General features: G+C 64.3%; 10 protein-coding genes and 1 riboswitch. Of the genes, 3 read left to right on the forward strand and 7 right to left on the reverse strand.

Annotation, left to right across the window (positions count from 1 at the left end; genetic code table 11):
* Positions 1-34 precede the first annotated feature (34 nt).
* From K0F85_RS26790 to K0F85_RS26800, 3 genes are all read right to left on the reverse strand, one after another.
* Positions 35-1846, reverse strand: coding sequence for a DUF885 family protein (locus K0F85_RS26790; protein ID WP_219118878.1), 1812 nt, complete (start codon positions 1844-1846; stop codon positions 35-37).
* Positions 1847-1982: 136 nt separating this feature from the next.
* A complete protein-coding gene (locus K0F85_RS26795) occupies positions 1983-3080 on the reverse strand; it encodes a M48 family metallopeptidase (RefSeq protein ID WP_219118879.1) in 1098 nt (365 codons plus the stop codon).
* Complete coding sequence (locus K0F85_RS26800) at positions 3077-4243, reverse strand: HPP family protein (protein ID WP_219118880.1); 1167 nt, start codon at positions 4241-4243, stop codon at positions 3077-3079. The genes K0F85_RS26795 and K0F85_RS26800 overlap by 4 nt, the downstream gene beginning before the upstream one ends.
* Before the next feature lie 214 nt (positions 4244-4457).
* Here K0F85_RS26800 and K0F85_RS26805 point away from each other — a divergent pair, with 214 nt between their 5' ends.
* Entirely contained in the window at positions 4458-4970 is a 513-nt protein-coding gene (locus tag K0F85_RS26805) for a co-chaperone YbbN (protein ID WP_219118881.1), read from the forward strand.
* On the opposite strand, the gene K0F85_RS26810 is transcribed toward K0F85_RS26805, so the two are convergent.
* Positions 4933-6840 (reverse strand): methyl-accepting chemotaxis protein, encoded by a 1908-nt coding sequence (locus tag K0F85_RS26810; protein WP_219118882.1) that lies wholly within the window; start codon positions 6838-6840, stop codon positions 4933-4935. The two genes, K0F85_RS26805 and K0F85_RS26810, sit on opposite strands and share 38 nt — an antisense overlap.
* Positions 6841-6997: 157 nt before the next feature.
* A complete protein-coding gene (locus K0F85_RS26815) occupies positions 6998-7495 on the reverse strand; it encodes an Lrp/AsnC family transcriptional regulator (RefSeq protein WP_219118883.1) in 498 nt (165 codons plus the stop codon).
* 153 nt (positions 7496-7648) lie between these two features.
* Between K0F85_RS26815 and K0F85_RS26820 the strand changes: the two genes are divergently transcribed.
* Both K0F85_RS26820 and K0F85_RS26825 read left to right on the forward strand, forming a co-directional pair.
* A complete protein-coding gene (locus tag K0F85_RS26820) occupies positions 7649-9676 on the forward strand; it encodes an aminotransferase class V-fold PLP-dependent enzyme (protein WP_219118884.1) in 2028 nt (675 codons plus the stop codon).
* A gap of 407 nt (positions 9677-10083) precedes the next feature.
* Complete coding sequence (locus K0F85_RS26825) at positions 10084-18711, forward strand: GH36-type glycosyl hydrolase domain-containing protein (RefSeq protein WP_219118902.1); 8628 nt, start codon at positions 10084-10086, stop codon at positions 18709-18711.
* Here the strand turns inward: K0F85_RS26825 and K0F85_RS26830 are convergent.
* On the reverse strand, positions 18708-18929 hold the full coding sequence (locus K0F85_RS26830; protein WP_219118885.1) for a hypothetical protein: 222 nt from the start codon (positions 18927-18929) through the stop codon (positions 18708-18710). The genes K0F85_RS26825 and K0F85_RS26830 overlap by 4 nt on opposite strands.
* 126 nt (positions 18930-19055) lie before the next feature.
* Positions 19056-19631, reverse strand: coding sequence for a TMEM165/GDT1 family protein (locus tag K0F85_RS26835; protein WP_219118886.1), 576 nt, complete (start codon positions 19629-19631; stop codon positions 19056-19058).
* 9 nt (positions 19632-19640) lie between these two features.
* Positions 19641-19822, reverse strand: a riboswitch (yybP-ykoY riboswitch).
* Between the last annotated feature and the right edge of the window lie 106 nt (positions 19823-19928).

A 19928-nucleotide genomic window follows, 5' to 3' on the forward strand; every position in this document is an offset into this window, starting at 1 on the left:
CAGGGGCTGCCGTTTTGCTTTCCGGCGCTGCGTTTTATCTCTGCTGCGCGATCCACCGGTCAACCTTGGCTTCCAGCAGTTTCAGCGGCAGGGTGCCGTCGCTGAGCACGACTTCGTGGAACTTCGGCAGGCTGAACTTCTTGCCCAAGGCTTGCTGCGCGCGCTGGCGCAGTTCGATGATTTTCAAGGCGCCGATTTTGTAGCCCAGCGCCTGGCCCGGCCAGGCCATGTAGCGTTCCGTTTCGCTTTTCGCCACGGCGTCATAGCCGAGGGTGTCGCGCATGTATTTGATGGTCTGCTCGCGCGTCCAGCCCTTGGTGTGCAAACCCGTATCGACCACCAGGCGCACGGCACGCAGCATCTCGTCGTTCAAGTGGCCGAAATACTGTGCCGGGTCCTCGAACAGGCCCATTTCCTTGCCCAGGGTTTCCGCATACAGGGCCCAGCCTTCCGTGAAGGCATTGTTGCCGCCGAAACGGCGGAAGTTCGGCAAGTCCATCTCTTGCACCAGCGCCAGGTGGAAATGGTGGCCAGGCTTGCCTTCGTGCAGGAACAAGGTGGTCATGCCCGTGTCGCCATACAGTTTCGGATCCGTGACGACGGACCAGAACACGCCCGGGCGCGAGCCATCTGCGGCCGGCGCGGTGTAATGGTCGGCGGCCGTATCGCGGCTCAGTTCAGGTTCCAGGCGCAAGTCCAGTGGCGCCTTCGGCACCAGGGTGAACAGGGCAGGCAATTTGCTGTCCAGCAGTACGTTCAGCTTGCGGTAGACGTCGAGCACTTCCTGCTCCGTCTTGAACGGGCGGTATTTCGCCTGTTCCGAGACCCACACCGGCAGACCGGCGGCCGGGCCGTTGTAACCCATCTTCGGACCCACGATGGCGTATTGTTCCTGGATGCGCGCCACTTCCTTCAAGCCGATGGCGTGGATCTGCTCCGGTTTCAAATCCGTGGTGGTGCTGCTGGCCACGCGCGCCTGGTACCAGCTGGCGCCATCGGGCAAGGCGCTCCAGCCGCTGCTCGTGCGGCTGGCCGGCAGGTAATCGCGTTCCATGAAGGTCGCCAGGCGCTGCAGCGCAGGCATCAGCTTGGCTTCGATGATGACGGTGTAGGTTTGCGTCAGGCGCGCCTTGTCCGCATCGGAAAAGCTGGCCGGCAAATTCTTGATGGGCGTGAAATAGACGCTGTCCTGCGGCGTGGCGCTGACGAGCTTCTTGAATTGCGGCAGGGCCGATTCCGTCAGCGCCTTCGGCAGTACGATGCCCTTTTGCATGCCGACTTGCATATTGGCGATGGCCTGGTCTATCCAGCCCGGCAACTGGCCGATACGGCTCAGGTAAGCGTCATACTGCTTGACGGTGGTCAACGGTTGCGATGCTTCGCCGCCCGCATAATTGGCCAGGGTGACGGGCATGCTGTCCATCTGGTTCAGTGGCAGCAGGTATTCGGGAAAGCGCTCGAAGCTCAGCGCCGTGCTCAGTTCATAGTCGAGGATATCGTAGTTGATCTGGTCCTGTTGCGACAGGCGTGCACGGGCGATGGCGCGCAGGGTCTTCTGGTACTGGTGGTACAGGGCGAACTGTTTTGCACGCGCGGCAGGCACGATGGCTGAACCGAGCTGGTCGTCAAAACGGTTGTCGCCGCTCTCGGTGGCGTTGATCGGCTCGAAACGGGCCAGCGCATCGTAGTACTGGTCGGCCAGCACTTGCAACTGCTGCTTCGCTTGCGGCGCGCTGACGGCCACGGCTTTGGCGGTGGGCTGGGCTGCTTGCGCCATGGGCGTATGGGCGAGCAACAGGGAAATGGCCAGGGTGCCGAGGGTGCCGGCGGCAAAACGATGCTTCATGCGCGATATCCTTTGTAAGGAGGGGGATGAACGGAGGCGTTGCGAGGTCGGGGTGGCCGCTCGCGAAGGAACAGCCGGGGCGTAAGCATACGCCATTGTCCGCTGCGTTTGGATAAATTGTGCGGGAGGAATGTTGCTATTGCTCTGCCGCTGCGAGCAAGGCTTGCATCGCCTGCCAGTGCTGGCTGCTCAATGGGACGCAGGCGTGGCAGGGCGTGGCGGCGATCAGGCTGCGGATCTGCTGCGCGCGCGTCGCCGTCTGCGGGTGCGAGGAAATCCATCCCGGCACGCTGGCCTTGTCTTTGTCATCGAGCTTCTGGAAAAAGCGCAGCATGCCATCGGGATGGATCTGCGCGCGCTGCAAGGCGAGCAAACCCAGACGGTCCGCCTCTTCCTCCATGTCGCGGCTGAAATACAGGGTGCCCGCCTGGTGCGCCAGCATGGCGGCCACGGCGCTGATGTCGCCGATGCTCACGCCCACCAGGGCGCCCCAGCCCAGGCTGCTGATCATTTGCCGCAGCGAATGGCGCTGTTCCACATGTTGCACTTCATGCGCCAGCACGCCGGCCAGCTCTTCCGGGTCGGCTGCCTGGCGCAGCAAGCCCGTGTGCACGACGATGATGCCGCCCGGCATGGCAAACGCATTGACCGTGTCGTCTTGCTTGACCAGCCAGCGGTACTGGTAGCGCGAACCGACCGTCAGCTTGCTGCCAATGTCCTGCACCGTCTGCTGCGCCACGCCACTGTCATGGATGCCGCCCTGCGCGCGCACTTGCGACAGGGCCAGTTCGCCCAGCTGCTTTTCCGTCGACAAGGGTATCCATCCCGCCAGCGCGCCGACGGCATGGCCGCCCTGCCACCACAGCAGGGCGCCAGCGACGACGGCCGCGCCCGTCAAGCCGGCCAGCCAGCCCGACACTTGCCGCCGGTTGCGCCGGCGCTCCCCCCACAGGCCTTGCAGCTGCGGCTGCAGCGCGGGCGGCGCTTCTTGCAAGACGATGGCGATGTCGCCCGCTGTCAGCGGCTTGAGCGACGCCTGCCGTCCTTCGTCGTCCAGCCAGTTGAGGAACAGTTCCGGCCCATCGACACCACCCACGCTGACGACCAGCTGCGCCACATCGACATGATGGCCGGGCGCGTCGATGGCCAGATGGCTGCCGAAAAAATGCGCGCTGACGGCCGTGCCGGCGCAGCCGCCCTCGGGGCCGGTCAGCAATGCCTGGAATGGCGTCATGCTGCAACCTCGGCAAAGCGGCTTTCGTACAGGGCTGCCATCAGGTCGGACTGGCTGATGATGCCAGCGAGGCGCTCTTCATCGTCGAGGATGGGGATATGGCGATAGCCGGCGTCGGCCATCAGGGGAACCAGGTCGATGATGGGCGTGCCCAGGCGCGCCGTATGGGGCGACGGGGTCATCAACTGGCCCACCACTTCGGGCTTGTCGCTGTGGGACAGGCCGCTGCGCTGCAGCAGGGCGCGCAGGCGCTGGCGCATGCCCTCATAATCGTCGAGGCCGCCATGGCGCAGAAAATCCGTCTGCGTGATGATGCCGATGACGCGGCGCGCCCGATTCAGCACGGGCAGGGCGCCAACCTGGTGCGCGCGCATGGTGCGCCAGGCAACGTCGAGCGGCGTGCCGAATTCGACGCTGAGCACATCCTTCGACATGATGTCGGCGCAGGTGACGACGCCGAAGCGGCGCTGGTAGGCGCGCATTTCCGTTTGCAGGAAGATGGCTTGCAAATCGTCGCGGCTGATGTCGAGCACTTCGCTGTGCTGGCGCAGCACGGCGTCCAGGTCATCCGGCGAAAAGCCCAGGCGGTTGCTGGGCAGGTCATCCTTGGTGGCATGCGGATGCGGCGCGAGCAGTTGCTGGATGTGCGGGTAGCGGCGCCCCGTCAGGTTGTTGTACAGCACGGCGCAAGCGACCAGCACGGCGGAATTGAACAGCACCGTGATGAAGACGAATTCAAAGCCGGCCGCATGCACGCTGGCGCCGCCGATCACCGTGGTCAATGCGACGGCGCCGCCCGGCGGATGCAGGCAGCGCAGGGCGAACATGGCGCCGATGGCCAGGCAGGCGGCCAGCGCCGCCACGCCCACGCTGGGCCCCAGCCATTTGACGCAGGCCATGCCGACCAGGCCGGAGACGACATTGCCGCCCACCACGGACCACGGTTGCGCCAGCGGGCTGGCCGGCAGGCAGAACAGCAGCACGGCCGAGGCACCCATGGGCGCGATCAGGTAGACGCTGGCGCTGTCGGGGGCCAGCAGGAAATGGCAGATCAGGCCCGTCAGCAGCAAGCCGCAAATGGCGCCCGCGCAGGCGCGTAATTGTTCACGGCGGCTGCCATTGTTCGGTTGCGGCAGCCAGCGTGCCAGGAAAGAAGTGGTCATGGGGAGGGCGCGTGCGGGCCGCGTTGCTCTGTGTGAGCCCGATATTATCCCATGCGTGCCATTTCGCTGCCGGCGCTGAGACGCGCTTATACGTTTTCCGCATAAGCACAGTGCAATTAAATGGTGGATATTTCCCACAAGCAGGCATATTCTAGACAATCACGCCCGCTGGCAGCTGTTCAGCCGGCCTCACGATTTCTCTCAGGAGCCTTGCATGCGCGTTTCCCTTTGCGTTTCCGTTTTCCTTGCCAGCCTGCTGCTTGCCGGCACCGCCTTTGCCGCCGCCCCGACACCGGCCAACCCTGTCGCCACGCCGCATTTGCCCTACAACGCGGCGGCCGACGCCAAGGCCGACGTGGCCCGCGCGCTGGCCGAGGCCAAGGCGGCCCACGTGCCCGTCTTGCTGATCTTTGGCGCCAACTGGTGCGAGGATTGCCGCGCGCTCGACAAGGCCTTGAAGGAAGGTAAAAACGCCGAGTTGATGCAACAGCAGTTCAAGGTCGTCAAGGTCGACGTGGGTAACTTCGACCATAACCTCGACGTGGCGCAAGCCTATGGCAATCCGCTCAAGAAAGGCATCCCGGCTGCCGTGCTGGTCTCGAGCGACACCAAGCAGGTGCTGTACGCCACCAAGGGCGGCGAACTGGCGAATGCGCGCCGCATGAGCGAGAGCGGCATTTATGATTTCTTCAAGCAAGCGGCGAGCGTGAAAGCGCCGGCGATGTAATTTCTTCCAGCTTGAAGACGCTGACCACCTGCTCCAGCCGGCCGGCCTGATCCTGCAAGGACTGGGCCGCCGCCGCCGCTTCTTCCACCAGGGCCGCGTTTTGCTGGGTGGCGTCATCCATCTGCGTGACGGTGGCATTGACTTGCGCGATGCCCTGGCTTTGCTCCTGGCTGGCCGAAGCGATTTCTCCCATCAGGTCGGCCACTCTCTGCACGGAAACGACGATGTCCTGCATGGTGGCGCCGGCCGAGTCGACCAGCTTGCTGCCCGCTTCCACCTTGCTGCCCGAGTCGACGATCAAGTCCTTGATTTCCTTCGCCGCCGCTGCCGAACGCTGCGCCAGGTTGCGCACCTCAGTCGCCACCACGGCAAAGCCGCGGCCCTGTTCGCCTGCGCGCGCCGCCTCGACCGCCGCGTTCAGCGCGAGGATGTTGGTTTGAAAGGCAATGCCGTCGATCACGCCGATAATGTCGGCGATCTTGCGCGAACTTTCCGTAATCGCGCCCATCGTCTGCACCACTTGTCCCACCACCTCGCCGCCCTTGACGGCGTGACTCGAAGCCGATACCACCAGTTGGTTTGCCTGGCGCGCGTTATCCGCGTTCTGTTTCACGGTCGACGTCAGCTCTTCCATGGCAGCCGCTGTTTCTTCCAGGCTCGATGCCTGGGCTTCCGTACGCGCCGACAGGTCCAGGTTGCCCGAGGCGATCTGGCTCGATGCGCTGGCAATAGCCCCTGTACTATCGCGAACTTCGCGTATCGTCACGTTCAGCGATGCGACGAAACGGTTGAAGGCAGTGGCCAGCGCGCCGACCTCGTCTTCCGATTCGACTGGCATGCGGCGGCTCAGGTCGCCATTGCCGCTGGCGATTTCGCTGAGCATGCCGGCCGCCCGCGCGACGGGGGCGGCGATGGCGCGGCTGATGACATAAATGATGAGCAAGGCGATGCCGCCGCCGACCAGGCCTGCGATCAGGGCGGCAATCAGGGCCGAACGCGTGACATTGCCCAGTGCTTCCGCTTCCGGCACTTCCGCTATCACATATAAATTCAATTCCGGCACGAAAGAGGCGGCGACGAACTGGCGTCCTGCGGGCGCGTCATAGACGGCGTACACATACTTGGTACCCGTCAACAGACTCTTGCTCAGTGCCTCGCTATAGCCGGGCAAATCCTTGAGCTGATGCTTGCCGTCGGCCAGGGCCGTGTCGCGGTGCACCAGCACCACGCCGTTGGCGCGCGCCAGGTAGACATGGCCGGTCTGGCCGATCTTGTAGCTGCGGATGGTGTTGGCCAGCGCATTGATGGACAGGCCCAGGCCGGCCGCGATCTGCTTGCCGCCTGCCGTCTGGCCGCGCGCATTCAGGTACAGCATCAGGTCGTTGGAATTGTCCGCTTTGTCGATGTCGAGCGTATAAGCCTTGTCGCTGGCCAGCAAGCCATAAAACCACTGGTCGGCTGCGTGGTTCTTGTCCAGGGTGCGCAGCAAGCCTTCGGTGGTGAAATATTTGCCCGTGCTGGCGGAAGCCCAGTTGATCGCGGCGGCTTTGCTCTTTTCCTTGACGACGGTGGCGTAGCGCTGAAAGGTGGCGATGCCGCTGTCGGGCAAGCCAGCATCTTCCCAGTCTTGCAGGAAGACATCGTTGGCCATGGTTTGCACCACGGACAGGGGTTGGCTGATCTGGCGCAGTACGTCGTTGCGGATTTCGCCCACCTGGGCCGGCAACTCCTGGCTGACGACGCGCTCGCGCACGTAATCGCTGCTCATGCGTACGCTGAGGAAAGACGAGATCGTCATGAAGAGCAACAGGCACAAGCCCATGCTGAACAGGAGTTTTTTCTGGATGGAGAGGCGGCGTAGCAGAGACATGGAAGTCCTTGGGGGATGGCCTGCGCAAGGGGCAGACATGTTCCCAGTATAGCGGTCCGGTTTCGCGACATGCCGCACCATTGCTGCTTTTCGCACATATATGTTGCATTGCAGCAACGCGATTTTCCGCGTCTGCCCGGCATGGCTGGAAAACGCCTCAGGCCGGCAAGCCGTGGGCGATCAAGGCTAGCGGCAATTGCGTGCTGCACTTGATTTGCTCCATGGAAAAGGCAGATGACACGCCCGTCAGTTGCGCGGCCTTGATGAGTTTTTTGTAGAAGGTGTCGTAGCCCTTGATGTCGGTGGTGACGACTTTCAGCAAGTAGTCGATGTCGCCGCTCATGCGGTGAAATTCCTGTACTTCGGGCAAGACGATGACGGCGGCGGCGAAGCGGCGCAGCCATTTCTCATCGTGCTGGCCCGTGCGCACGCTGACGAAGACGGTCACGGGCAAGCCCACTTTTTGCCGGTTGACGATGGCCACCCGGCTCTCGATATAGCCCTCTTCCTCCAGGCGCTTGAGCCGCTTCCAGCACGGTGTGCTGGACAGGCCGATCTTTTCGCTGAGGGCGGCGATCGACAAGGTGCCGTCCTGCTGCAGGGCGGCCAGGATGGCGCAGTCGAATTTGTCGAGCGGGGTGTTAGGTAAATTCATTTTACTATTCCGTTTTTTATAGCATGAACATGCTGCATATTACCGTGTTTGCAGTGTCTTTTGGCATATCTTCACGGGGGCAGGTCGGTAGACTAGCCAGATGTCCCAGCCGCCTGCGCTGCACCCTTTTTATAGAATACTCAGACTGCCATCATGAAAGAAATCTACCTCGACAGCAATGCCACCACTTGCGTGCTGCCCGCCGCCGTTGCCGCCGCCCGGCAAGCGATGGAGCAGGGCTATGGCAATCCCAGCAGCACCCACGCCACGGGATTGCAGGCCAAGGCCATGATGGATGGCGTACGCCTGCACGCCGGTCGCTTGCTGGGCGTGGGCGATGGCCGCTTGATGTTCAACAGCGGTGCCACCGAAGGCATACAGACGGCCGTGCTGTCGGCACTGTGCGCGCTGCGCGAACGGCGCGCGCAAGGCAAGCGCATCGGCAGCTTGCTGCTGTATGGCGCGACCGAGCACAAGGCCGTGCCGGAAAGCCTGGCGCACTGGAACCGTTTATTGGGCCTGAACCTGGAAGTGCGCAAGCTGCCCGTCGATGCACAGGGGCGCCACGATCTGCAGGCGCTCGATGCGCTGATCGGCGACGCGGCCATGCTGTGCACCATGGCGGCGAATAATGAGACGGGCGTCATCAGCGACTTGTCCGCCATCGCGCAACTGCTGCAGGAACGCGGTGCCGATGCGTACTGGATGGTCGATTGCGTGCAGGCGCTGGGCAAGCTGAAGCTGAACCTGGCCGCTACGCGCATCGATTACGCGCCGTTTTCCGGCCACAAGCTGTATGCGCCCAAGGGCATCGGCATGCTGTATGTGCGCGCCGGCGCGCCGTTTACGCCCCTGATGATGGGCGGCGGCCAGGAAGCGGGCCTGCGTTCCGGCACGGAAAACATGGCCGGCATTGCGGCCCTGGGCGCCGTGCTGGCCGCGCTCGATGATGGCAAGACCTTCCGCAGCCACGCCGACCTTGCCGCTTTCCGCGAGCAACTGGTGGCCAGCCTGGAACGCGCTTTCCCCGGCATCGTTTTCAATATGCCGTTCGACGTGTCCTTGCCGACGACGCTCAATTTTTCCGTGCCGGGCTTGTCGTCGAAGGAATTGCTCGACCTGTTCGACGCGGCGCGCGTGCGCGTCAGTTCGGGCAGCGCCTGTTCCGCCGCCAAGGCGCTCCCCAGTTATGTGCTGGAAGCCATGCATGTGCCGCAATGGCGCGCCAGCTCGGCCATCCGTCTGTCGTTCGGCCCCCTGATCGACGCGGCGACCGTTGCCGCCGCCTGCACGCGCATCGAGCGCTGCGGCGAGGCGCTGCGCAGCAGCTGCTTGCTGCCGTCGGCACTGGCGCCATCGCCGCAGGATGGTGTGATCCAGCTGAGCGTCGATGGCCAGTGCACCTGGCTGCTCAGCGACGCTGCCAGCGCCAGTTGCGTCGTCATCGATCCGGTCGCCGCGCTCGTGCCACGCCTGGCCGCCTTCATCCGCTGCCAGCACCTGGCCTTGCGCGCCATCGTGCACACGGCGCCGCCAGCCGACCATGGCGTGGCGCGGCTGGCGCTGCTGCAGGAACTCGGGATCGAACAGGTTGGCCGCGTCGACATCGACGGTGAGCTGGCACTGGGCCAGCAGCGCCTGCGGCGCGTCGAGTGTGGCGACATCCATGTGTATCTGCTGGGGCAGCGCTTCGCCTTTATCGGCACCCTGGCGCCCGGGGCGTTGACGCCCTTGCTGGAGGCGGCGCTGGTGACGCCGGACACCGTGCTGTGCGCCGCCAGCGATGACGGCAGCCTCTGCAGCACCGCGCGTACGCTGCAGGAAGGCCGCGTGCCGGCTGCCGAACTGCAGCTCGATGCGCCCGCTTTGGCCGCCTTCCTGCGCCAGCATCCCGACGCTATCCTCGTCGATGTGCGCGAAGCGTATGAGCACGCGGCCTGTGCCGGTACGGTATTCGAGGGCTGCGAGGTGCGTAGCGTACCGCTGAGCCGCCTGGCGGGACAGGTGGCAGCGTGGTTGCAGCAGCCGCAGCGCCCGCTGGTCTTTTTCTGCCGCAGCGGCAACCGCAGCGCGCGCGCCGCTGCCTGCCTGCGCCGCCTCGGCCATGGTGCGGCATGGCAACTCACGGGTGGCATGGCGATGGCAGAGGCGACGCGCCAGCCGCTGGCCATCGCCGCTTGAGCGGCTAGCTCTTTTCTTCTTGACATATTGCACCGTGCCATCATCGGCACGGTGCCCGTAGCGCATTTTCTCGCGTTCGTTTCCTGTCGGCATTTTTCTACCCTTCAACGCGCTGATTTCTTGCGCAAAGAGGCCCTAATACCTCAGGTATGTACGCTAGCGCACGGTCTTGCGTACAGGGCGCACCTACGATGAAGTTCAGAAAATCTCCCCATATCCCGAGATTCGTCGCAACGCTCCGGCGCTACGCTTTCCGTCTTCGCCAGTGTCCGATCGTGTTTTTCCAGACTGGGCCCGCGTGACGGTGGCCGCTGGTTGCCTGCGTGCACCTAGCGAGGTCCAAGTTGAAAGAGTACACAGCAGTTGTCACGCAGCAGATCAAGGTACAGATTTCCAAAGTCAGAGAAATCTTCCGCGACCGTTCCCTTGCACCGGACACCTTCGACGCCGCGCGCGACGATGCCTTGCCCCTGCGCTCCGAATTATTCAGCGCCATGCAGATGGCTTCCCACGGCAAGCACGTGGCTGCCGGTCATGCGGTGGGACGGCACCATGGCCGCGACCGCCTTTTGGCGCGCCTGGCTGACAATGCGGCCCTGATCACGGCCACCGTCAATGAGCTGACGACCACCGTGAAAAGCGGGCGCCAGGTCACGCCCGCTTCGGAATGGCTGCTGGATAATTTTTACCTGATCGAAGAGCAGATCCGTACCACGCGGCGCCATTTGCCGAAGAACTACAGCAAGGAGTTGCCACGGCTGAGCTCCGGCGCGGATGCGGGTTGCCCGCGCGTGTATAAAATTGCGCTGGAAATCATCTCGCACGGCGATGGCCGCGTCGATCTGGAAAACCTGTGCCACTTCGTCGAGGCTTACCAGGATGTGGCAAGTTTGACCTTGGGCGAACTGTGGGCCGTGCCCATCATGCTGCGCCTGGCCCTGATCGAGAATCTGCGCCGCGTCGCCGCGCGCGTGGCCGACGACCGCATGCAGCGCGACCTGGCCAATACCTGGGCCGACCAGATGACGGACATCGCCGAGCGCAATCCCAGCGGCTTGATCCTGCTGGTAGCCGACATGGCGCGCTCGAATCCGCCGATGACCAGCGCCTTCGTGGCCGAACTGTCGCGCCGCCTGCAGGGACAAAGTTCGTCGCTGGCCCTGGCGCTGTCGTGGCTGACGCACAAGCTGGCCGAGTCGGGCCTCACCATCGAGCAGCAGATCCAGGCCGAGATCGGGCAGCAGGCGGCCGACCAGGTGTCGATCGCCAACAGCATCGGCAGCCTGCGTTTTCTGGGCACCATGGATTGGCAGGAATTCGTCGAGACCATGAGCGTGGTCGAGCAAACCTTGCGTCTGGACCCCGCCGGTACCTATGGCTTGATGGATTTCGCCACGCGCGACAGCTACCGCCACGCCATCGAGCGCATTGCCAAGCGCAGCGCGCGCAGCGAAGTGGACGTCGCCGAGATGGTGGTGCAACTGGCGCGCACGCACGGCAATGGCAATGATGCGCGCCGTGGCCACATCGGCTTTTACCTGGTGGGGCGCGGTGTGCTGGTGCTGGAAAAGCAGGCCGGCGCCAGGCTGCCCTTCATCGAGGCGCTGCAGCATACGGCGCGGGCGGCGCCGCTGGCCGTCTACCTGGGGGCGATCTCGTTCCTGACCCTGGCCACCAGCGCACTGCTGCTCGAACGCGCGGTGCGCCACGGCGTGCAGGGCTGGCCGCTGGCGGCGCTGGGTGCGCTGGCGCTGCTGGGCAGCAGCCAGCTATCGGTGGCCGTGGTGAACTGGCTGGCGACCCTGATGACGTCGCCGCACCCGCTGCCGCGCATGGATTACCAGGCCGGCATTCCATCGGATGCGCGCGGCATCGTCGTGGTGCCGACCCTGATCTACAGCGAGGACAACGTGGCGGCCCTGTGCGAGGCACTGGAAGTGCGCTACCTGTCCAACCGCGATCCGAATCTGCGTTTTTGCCTGCTGACGGATTTTGTCGACGCGTCCGCGCAAACGATGCCGGGCGACGACGCCCTGCTGCGCCAGGCGCAAGATACCATTCGAGGCTTGAACGAGAAATACTGCGTGGAAGGAGGCGAGTCGAGGAGCAATGGGGAGCCGGCCGACTGCGAAGAACTGGGCCATATGGGGCCGTTCCTGCTGCTGCACCGTCCGCGCCTGTGGAATTCGCAGCAGAATGCGTGGATGGGGCAGGAGCGCAAGCGCGGTAAATTATCCGACTTGCACGCGTTTTTGCGCGGCGGCGCGCGCGACAGATTCTCGCTGGTGGAAGGCGAGTTGCGCGGCTTGCGCACGATCAAATACGTGATCACGCTCGATACCGATACACAGCTGCCGCGCGACGCTGCGCGCGACTTCATCGCCACGATGATGCATCCGCTGAACCGTCCCGTGCTGGACGCGGCCGGCACGCGGGTAGTGGCCGGCTATGGCATTTTGCAGCCGCGCGTGGCCGTGGCGCTGCCCAGCGCGAATGCCTCGCGCTACGAGCTGCTGTGCGGTGGCGAACCGGGCATCGATCCCTACACGCGTACCGTCTCCGACCTGTACCAGGACGTGTTTTATGAAGGCTCCTTCATCGGCAAGGGCATCTACGATCTCGACATGTTCGAGCGGGTGCTGGGCCAGCGCCTGCCCGACAATAAAATCCTCAGCCACGATTTGCTCGAAGGCTGCTACCTCCGCGCGGGCCTGCTCAGCGACTCGCAACTGTACGAGGAGTACCCGGCCCGCTATGACGCCGACGTGAGCCGCCGCCAGCGCTGGATACGTGGCGACTGGCAGCTGGTTGGCTGGTTGCTGGGCCGCGTGCCGGGCCGCGCCGGCAAGCGCGAACGCAATCCCCTGTCGATGCTGTCGCGCTGGAAGCTGTTCGACAACCTGCGCCGCAGCGTGGTGGCGCCTGCCACGACCATATCCCTGCTGCTGGTGTGGGGCTTTTTGCCACACGTGGCCTTCTGGAGCGCGGCCGTGCTGGCCGTCATCTTCCTGCCGCCTATCTTTTCTGCCCTGTACGATTTGCTGCGCAAACCGCGCGACACCCTGTGGCGCCAGCATCTGGCTGCCTTCGAGCGGCGTTGCGGCGTGCAGTTTTCGCACGCCATGCTGACCCTCGTCTTCCTGCCGTACGAAGCGTGGATCAGCCTGGACGCCATCGCGCGCACCCTGTGGCGCCTGGGCGTGTCGCACAAGCATTTGCTCGACTGGCGCGCCTCCAACCTGCACAGTTCTTCCGGCTCGCAGACGGACAGCTGGCGCGCCATGTGGTGCTCGCCCGCGCTGGCGCTGGCCGCCTTTGCAGCCTTGCTGACCTGGCGTCCCGCAGCCTTGCCGGCGGCCGCCGTGGTGTTGCTGCTGTGGCTAGCCGCCCCCGCCATCGCCTGGTGGATCAGCCGCCCCATCGAGCGGGCTGTGGCGCGCCTGTCGGCCGAGCAGGGACGTTTTTTGCATGGCGTGGCGCGCAAGACGTGGGCATATTTCGACACCTTCGTCGGGCCGGACGACCACTGGCTGCCGCCCGATAACATGCAGGAACATCCGACCCTGGTGGTGGCGCACCGCACCTCGCCGACGAATATCGGCCTGGCCTTGCTGGCCAACCTGACGGCCTACGATTTCGGCTACCTCACGATGGGCCAGTTGATCGAGCGCAGCCGCGCCACCTTGCACAGCATGGGCGAGCTGGAACGCTTCCAGGGCCACTTCTATAACTGGTACGACACGCAGACCCTGAAGGCGCTGCAGCCCATGTACATCTCGACCGTCGACAGCGGCAACCTGGCCGGCCATCTGCTGACCTTGCAGCCTGGCCTGGTGGAACTGTATGACTCTCCCATTCTCGGCCCGCAGGTGGTGCAGGGCATCCGCACGACGGCGCAGGTGCTGCAGGAATTCATCGCCGCCGAAGGTGAAGGCCAGGCCATGCGCGAGAGCATGAACCTGCTGCAGGCGCAGGCGGCACCCGCCAGCCTGGCAGAATGGCATGCCTACCTGAGCGCGGCGAATGGCGCAGCCGATGCCTTGCAGTCGCTGACCCTGCAAAGCGAAGGTGGCGAACTGTCGATGTGGACAGACGCCCTGGCGCGCCAGTGCCGCGCGGCGCTGGCGGAATTGCTGCAACTGGCGCCATGGGCGGCGCAAACGGGTGTCGATGCGGCGTGGCTGCGCGTGCCGACCCTGCGCGCGCTGGCGAACCTGGACGTGACTGAAGGTACGCCGCCCGACCTGGCGGCGCTGCTGGCGCAAGGCCGCGAACAGGCGGGTCGCCACATGCGCGATATCGCCCACGCGGCGGGCCAGGCGCGCGACTTCGCGCAGATCGAATACGGTTTCCTGTACAACCCATCGACAAAACTGCTGGCCATCGGCTACAACGTCAGCGAACGGCGCCTGGACCCCAGCTACTACGATTTGCTGGCATCTGAAGTGCGCCTGGCCAGCTTCATCGCCATCGCCCAGGGCCAGCTGCCGCAGGAGCACTGGTTCGCCCTGGGCCGCCAGCTGTGCATGGTGGCGGGCCAGCCCGTGCTGCTGTCTTGGAGCGGCTCGATGTTCGAGTACCTGATGCCGCTGCTGGTGATGCCGAATTATCCGAACACCCTGCTCGACCAGACGTACCACTCTGTCATCGAGGCGCAGATCGATTATGGCCGCCAGCGCGACGTGCCGTGGGGGATTTCCGAATCCGGCTACAACACGGTCGATGCCAGCCTGAATTACCAGTACCGCGCCTTTGGCGTGCCGGGACTGGGCCTGAAGCGGGGCCTGGCCGACGACCTGGTGGTGGCGCCTTACGCCAGCATGATGGGCTTGATGGTGCTGCCGGAAGCGTCGTGCCAGAACCTGCAGCGCATGCAGGCGGCCGGCTACATGGGCCGTTACGGCTTTTTCGAGGCCGTCGACTTCACCACCGCGCGCCTGCCGCGCGGGCAAAGCAGCGCCGTCATCCGCTCCTTCATGGTGCATCACCAGGGCATGGGTTTCCTGGCCCTCAGCTATCTGCTGCACGACCGTCCGATGCAGCGCCGTTTCGAGTCCGATCCGCTGCTGCAGTCGGCCTTGCTGGTGCTACAGGAACGCACGCCGCAGGCAGGCGCGTTTTACTCAAGCACGGCCGAACTGGCGGTGCTGCGCAGCGGCGCGTCCGAACAGGCCATGCCGATGCGCATTCTCACGCAGGCCAACAGCGCCGTTCCCGAAACGCAGCTGCTGTCGAATGGTCGTTACCACGTCATGGTGAGCAACGCTGGCGGCAGCTACAGCCGCTGGAAAGATCTGTCCGTGACGCGCTGGCGCGAGGACAGCACGCGCGATAACTGGGGCAATTTCTGTTATTTGCGCGACCTCGATGACGGTGCCGTCTGGTCCACCATGTACCAGCCGACGTTGGTGGAGCCGCAGAAATACGAAGTGATTTTTTCCGAGGGCCGGGCGGAATTTCGCCGTGCCGATCATGGCCTCGACCTGTACACGGAAATCGTCGTCTCGCCAGAGGACGACATCGAAATCCGGCGTACGCGCATCAGCAATAATTCGAATCGCCAGCGGCGCATCGAGATCACCAGTTTTGCCGAAGTGGTGATGGCGCCGGCGGCGGCCGATGCGGCCCACCCCGCGTTCAGCAAGCTGTTCGTGCAAACGGAAATCCTGGCGCATGAAAATGCGATTTTATGTACGCGACGGCCCCGTTCGAAAGACGAGCAGATGCCGTTGCTGCTGCATGTGATGACCGTGCATGATATCGAGCACTATGCCGTGTCGTTCGAGACGGATCGCGCGCGCTTCATCGGCCGTGGCAACACCGCGCAGCTGCCGCAGGCGCTGCAGGACAGCGGGCCGCTCAGTGGCGGCCAGGGCTCCGTGCTCGACCCCATCGTGGCCATCCGTTATGTGATCACGCTCGAACCCGACCAGGCAGTGACGGTCGATAGCGTCACCGGCATGGTGGAGCAGCGCGAGGCGGCGCTGCACCTGATCGACAAATACCAGGACCGCCACCTGGCCGACCGCGTATTCGAACTGGCGTGGACGCACAGCCAGGTGGTGCTGCGCCAGTTGAATGCCAGCGAAGCGGACGCGCAGCTGTATGCGCGCCTGGCCAATGCCGTGATCTATCCGAATGCGGCACTGCGCGCCGAGGCCAGTATCCTGATCAAGAACCAGCGTGGCCAGTCGGGCCTGTGGGCGTATGCCATCTCTGGCGACCTGCCCATCGTGCTGCTGCAGATACGCGACGTGGCCAATATCGAACTGGCGCGCCAGATGGTGCAGGCGCATGCCTACTGGCGCCTGAAGGGGCTGGTGGTCGATCTGGTGATCTGGTACGAAGAGCAATCGGGCTACCGCCAGCTGCTGCATGACCAGATCATGGGCCTGATCGCTTCGGGCATCGATGCGCAGGCTATCGACCGCCCCGGCGGCATCTTCGTGCGCCTGGCCGAGCAGATCGCCAACGAAGACCGCATCTTGCTGCAATCGGTGGCGCGCGCCATCATCAGCGACGTGCGCGGTACCCTGGCCGAGCAGGTCAGGCGTCCGCCCAGCCCCGTGCTGCGCATGCCGCCGCTGCTGCAAGACCCCACCCGCAACCATGATGGCGTGCCGCACCGGGCGCCGAAGCGCGAGCTGATCCTGGAAAATGGCCTGGGCGGTTTCACGCCCGATGGGCGCGAATATGTGATCACAACGGCAGAAGGCAAGCAGACGCCGGCGCCCTGGTCGAACGTGCTGGCCAATGCGCAATTCGGTACGGTGGTGTCCGAAGCCGGCCAGGCGTATACGTGGAGCGAGAATGCGCATGAATTCCGCCTCACGCCATGGCAGAACGACCCCGTGTCCGACCTGTCCGGCGAAGCGTTTTACGTGCGCGACGAGCAGAGTGGCCAGTTCTGGTCGCCCTCGTCGCTGCCGGCACGCGGCAGCGGCGACTACGTGACGCGTCATGGCTACGGTTACAGCATTTTTGAACACAGTGAGGGCGGCATCGCCACGGAACTGTGCACCTATGTGGCGCTCGATGCGGCCGTCAAGTACTCCGTCATCAAGGTGCGCAACGACAGCGGCGTGCCGCGCCGCCTGTCCGTCACCGGTTACGTGGAATGGGTGTTGGCCGACCTGCGCGCCAAGTCCGGCATGCACGTGGCCACCGAAGTCGATACGATCAGCGGCGCCCTGTTTGCGCGCAATAACTACAACACGGAGTTTTCGGGTCGGGTCGGCTTCTTCAATACGGACGCCAGCATCCGTTCCATCACCTGCGACCGCAATGAATTCATCGGCCGCAACGGCAGCCTTGCGCAGCCAGCCGCCTTGCGCCGCGTGCGCCTGTCCGGCAAGGCGGGCACGGGGCTGGACCAGTGTGCCGCCATCCAGGTGCCGTTCGAGCTGCAACCGGGACAGGAGCGCGAAATCGTCTTCCTGCTCGGCGTGGGCGGGCGCCGCAATGCCGACGCCAGCACCATGGTGCAGCGCCATGCGGGCAAGGAAGCGGCCCGCATGGCGCTCGACGCGGTCAGCGCGCACTGGGAAACCACCCTGGGCGCCGTACGCATCGAAACGCCCGACCCGTCGCTCGATGTGATCGCCAATGGCTGGCTGATGTACCAGACCATTGCCTGCCGTCTGTGGGCGCGCAGCGGCTATTACCAGTCGGGTGGCGCCTACGGTTTCCGCGACCAGCTGCAAGATGCGATGGCGATGATCCACACTGCACCGCAATTGCTGCGCAAGCACTTGCTGCTGTGCGCGGCGCACCAGTTTGTCGAAGGCGACGTGCAGCACTGGTGGCATCCGCCATCGGACCGGGGCGTGCGCACGCATTGCTCCGATGATTACCTGTGGCTGCCGCTGGCCGCCTGCCGCTATGTGATCGCCACGGGCGACATCAATGCGCTGTCGGAAGTGGCGCCCTTCATCGAGGGACGGGCCGTCAAGCCGGAAGAAGATTCCTACTATGACTTGCCGGTGCGTTCTGGCGAGTCGGCCGACCTGTACGAACACTGCGTGCGCGCCATCCGCCATGGCCTGCGCCTGGGCGTGCACGGCTTGCCCCTGATGGGTTCCTGCGACTGGAACGACGGCATGGACAAGGTGGGCGAGCATGGCAAGGGCGAGAGCGTCTGGCTGGCCTTCTTCCTGTACGAAGTGCTGCAGCGCTTCGCCGAAGTGGCCATGTTGCGCGGCGACGCGGCGTTCGCCCAGTTCTGCCGCGACGAAGCCGTGAAACTGGCGGCCAACGTCGAGGAACATGCATGGGATGGCGAGTGGTACCGGCGCGCATATTTCGACGACGGCACGCCCTTGGGATCGCACTTGAACGAGGAATGCCAGATCGATTCGATTTCGCAAAGCTGGGGCGTGCTGTCGGGCGCGGCCAACAAGGAGCGTGTCGCCGGCGCCATGCGCCAGGTCGATGCGCGGCTGGTGCGCCGCGATTCAGGCGTGATCCAGCTGCTCGATCCGCCATTCGACAAAGCCGACCTCAATCCCGGCTACATTCGCGGCTATGTGCCGGGCGTGCGCGAGAACGGCGGCCAGTACACGCATGCGGCCATCTGGACGGCGATGGCGTTTGCCCGTCTGGGCGAGGGCGAAAAGGCGTGGGAACTGCTGCGCATGATCAATCCCGTGCGCCATGGCCTTGATGCGCCGGCGGTGGCGCGCTACAAGGTGGAACCGTATGTGGTAACGGCCGACGTGTATGCGGTGGCGCCGCACGTGGGGCGCGGCGGCTGGAGCTGGTACACGGGGTCGTCGGGCTGGCTGTACCGCCTGATCGTCGAATCCCTGCTGGGCTTGACGCGCGAAGCGAATGTGCTGCGCCTGGCGCCGAGCATGCCGGCCGAGTGGGACAGCTTCAAGCTGCATTACCGCTTTGGCGCCAGCAGCTATGCCATCACGGTAGAGCGGGCGCAGGGGCGGGCTGCGGGGCTGTCGCTCGATGGCGTAGTGCAGGGTGGCAACAGCATCGCCCTGCGCGACGAGGGCCGCGAGTATGCAGTGCTGTTGCGGGTCTAGTCTTGGCACCCATGTACTTGCCACGTATCGTGTTCGGGCCGGCGCCGGCCAGCCAGCAGGATCAGGCCGGCGCCCAGCAACAGCAGGTCGCGCGTGCGTACTTCGGGCGCGGACTGCATGGTTGTCTGTTGGTGTTTCAAGGGTGTCGCCATGGCGGCGGGAAACTGGCCTGCGCAGACGGCCAGGCACAGTGCCGCCATCTTTTCATTCAAATGCATACATTCCTCAAGAAGGCGCGCTGGCCGTTCGGGATCAGCGCGCCGGTATTCATGTCGTCGACATTGTAATTATGAGCATGAATATTGTAAATAAGAAATTATCTGTAATTGCATCAGTGTGACGTGTCAGAATCCCAGGGCGGCGCCTGCGCCCAGCAGGGTGGCCACGCCCAGCACGGCAAAGATCAGCGCCGCGACGCCGTGCACGAGGCGCAAGGGGACGCGGTTGGCGATCCTGTCGCCCAGGTAGACGGCCGGCACGTTGGCCAGCATCATGCCGAAGGTGGTACCGAGCACGACGGAAACAATGTCGTGGTAGCGCGCCGCCAGCGCCAGCGTGGCCACCTGCGTTTTATCTCCCATTTCCGCCATGAAGAAGGCGATCAGGGTGGTCAGGAAGACGCCGTACCTGGCCAGCTTTGTCTCGTCTTCATCGAGCTTGTCGGGAATCAGGGTCCAGGCGGCCATCGCCAGAAAGGAGACGCCCAGTACCCAGCGCAGCACCTCGGGCCCCAGCATGCTGGTGATCCAGGCACCGACGGCGGCGGCAAACGCGTGATTGGCGATGGTGGCGACGAAAATCGCCAGCACGATGGGCAGGGGCTTGCGGAATCTGGCGGCCAGCAGAAAGGCCAGGAGTTGGGTTTTGTCGCCGATTTCAGCGAGACCGACGATGCCGGTGGAGATGAGGAATGCTTCCATGAGATTGCAAGAGGTACGCGGGCCGGACGAATTAACCAATGATCCACGGGCGACTCCGGCCCATGCGGCCGCCCTGGATCAATGGTCTCGTCAAGTTTTGCAACCACCTGCACCATGGCCTGCGGGCCAATCATGTTGATACAGGTTCCTGCGGCAGGACCGCTGGACGACTACTCCCCAATGTTCGAGGCGGATCATACGCCAATGCCCGCACCGGCGCCAGTACCGCCGGCGCGCGGCACGGCCTTGTGTGTGGAACTTCGACAACAATGAGCGCTTTGCAAACAGACTCGACTT

It is taken from the genome of Janthinobacterium sp. UMAB-56 (assembly GCF_900095265.1).
Lineage (GTDB): Bacteria > Pseudomonadota > Gammaproteobacteria > Burkholderiales > Burkholderiaceae_D > Janthinobacterium.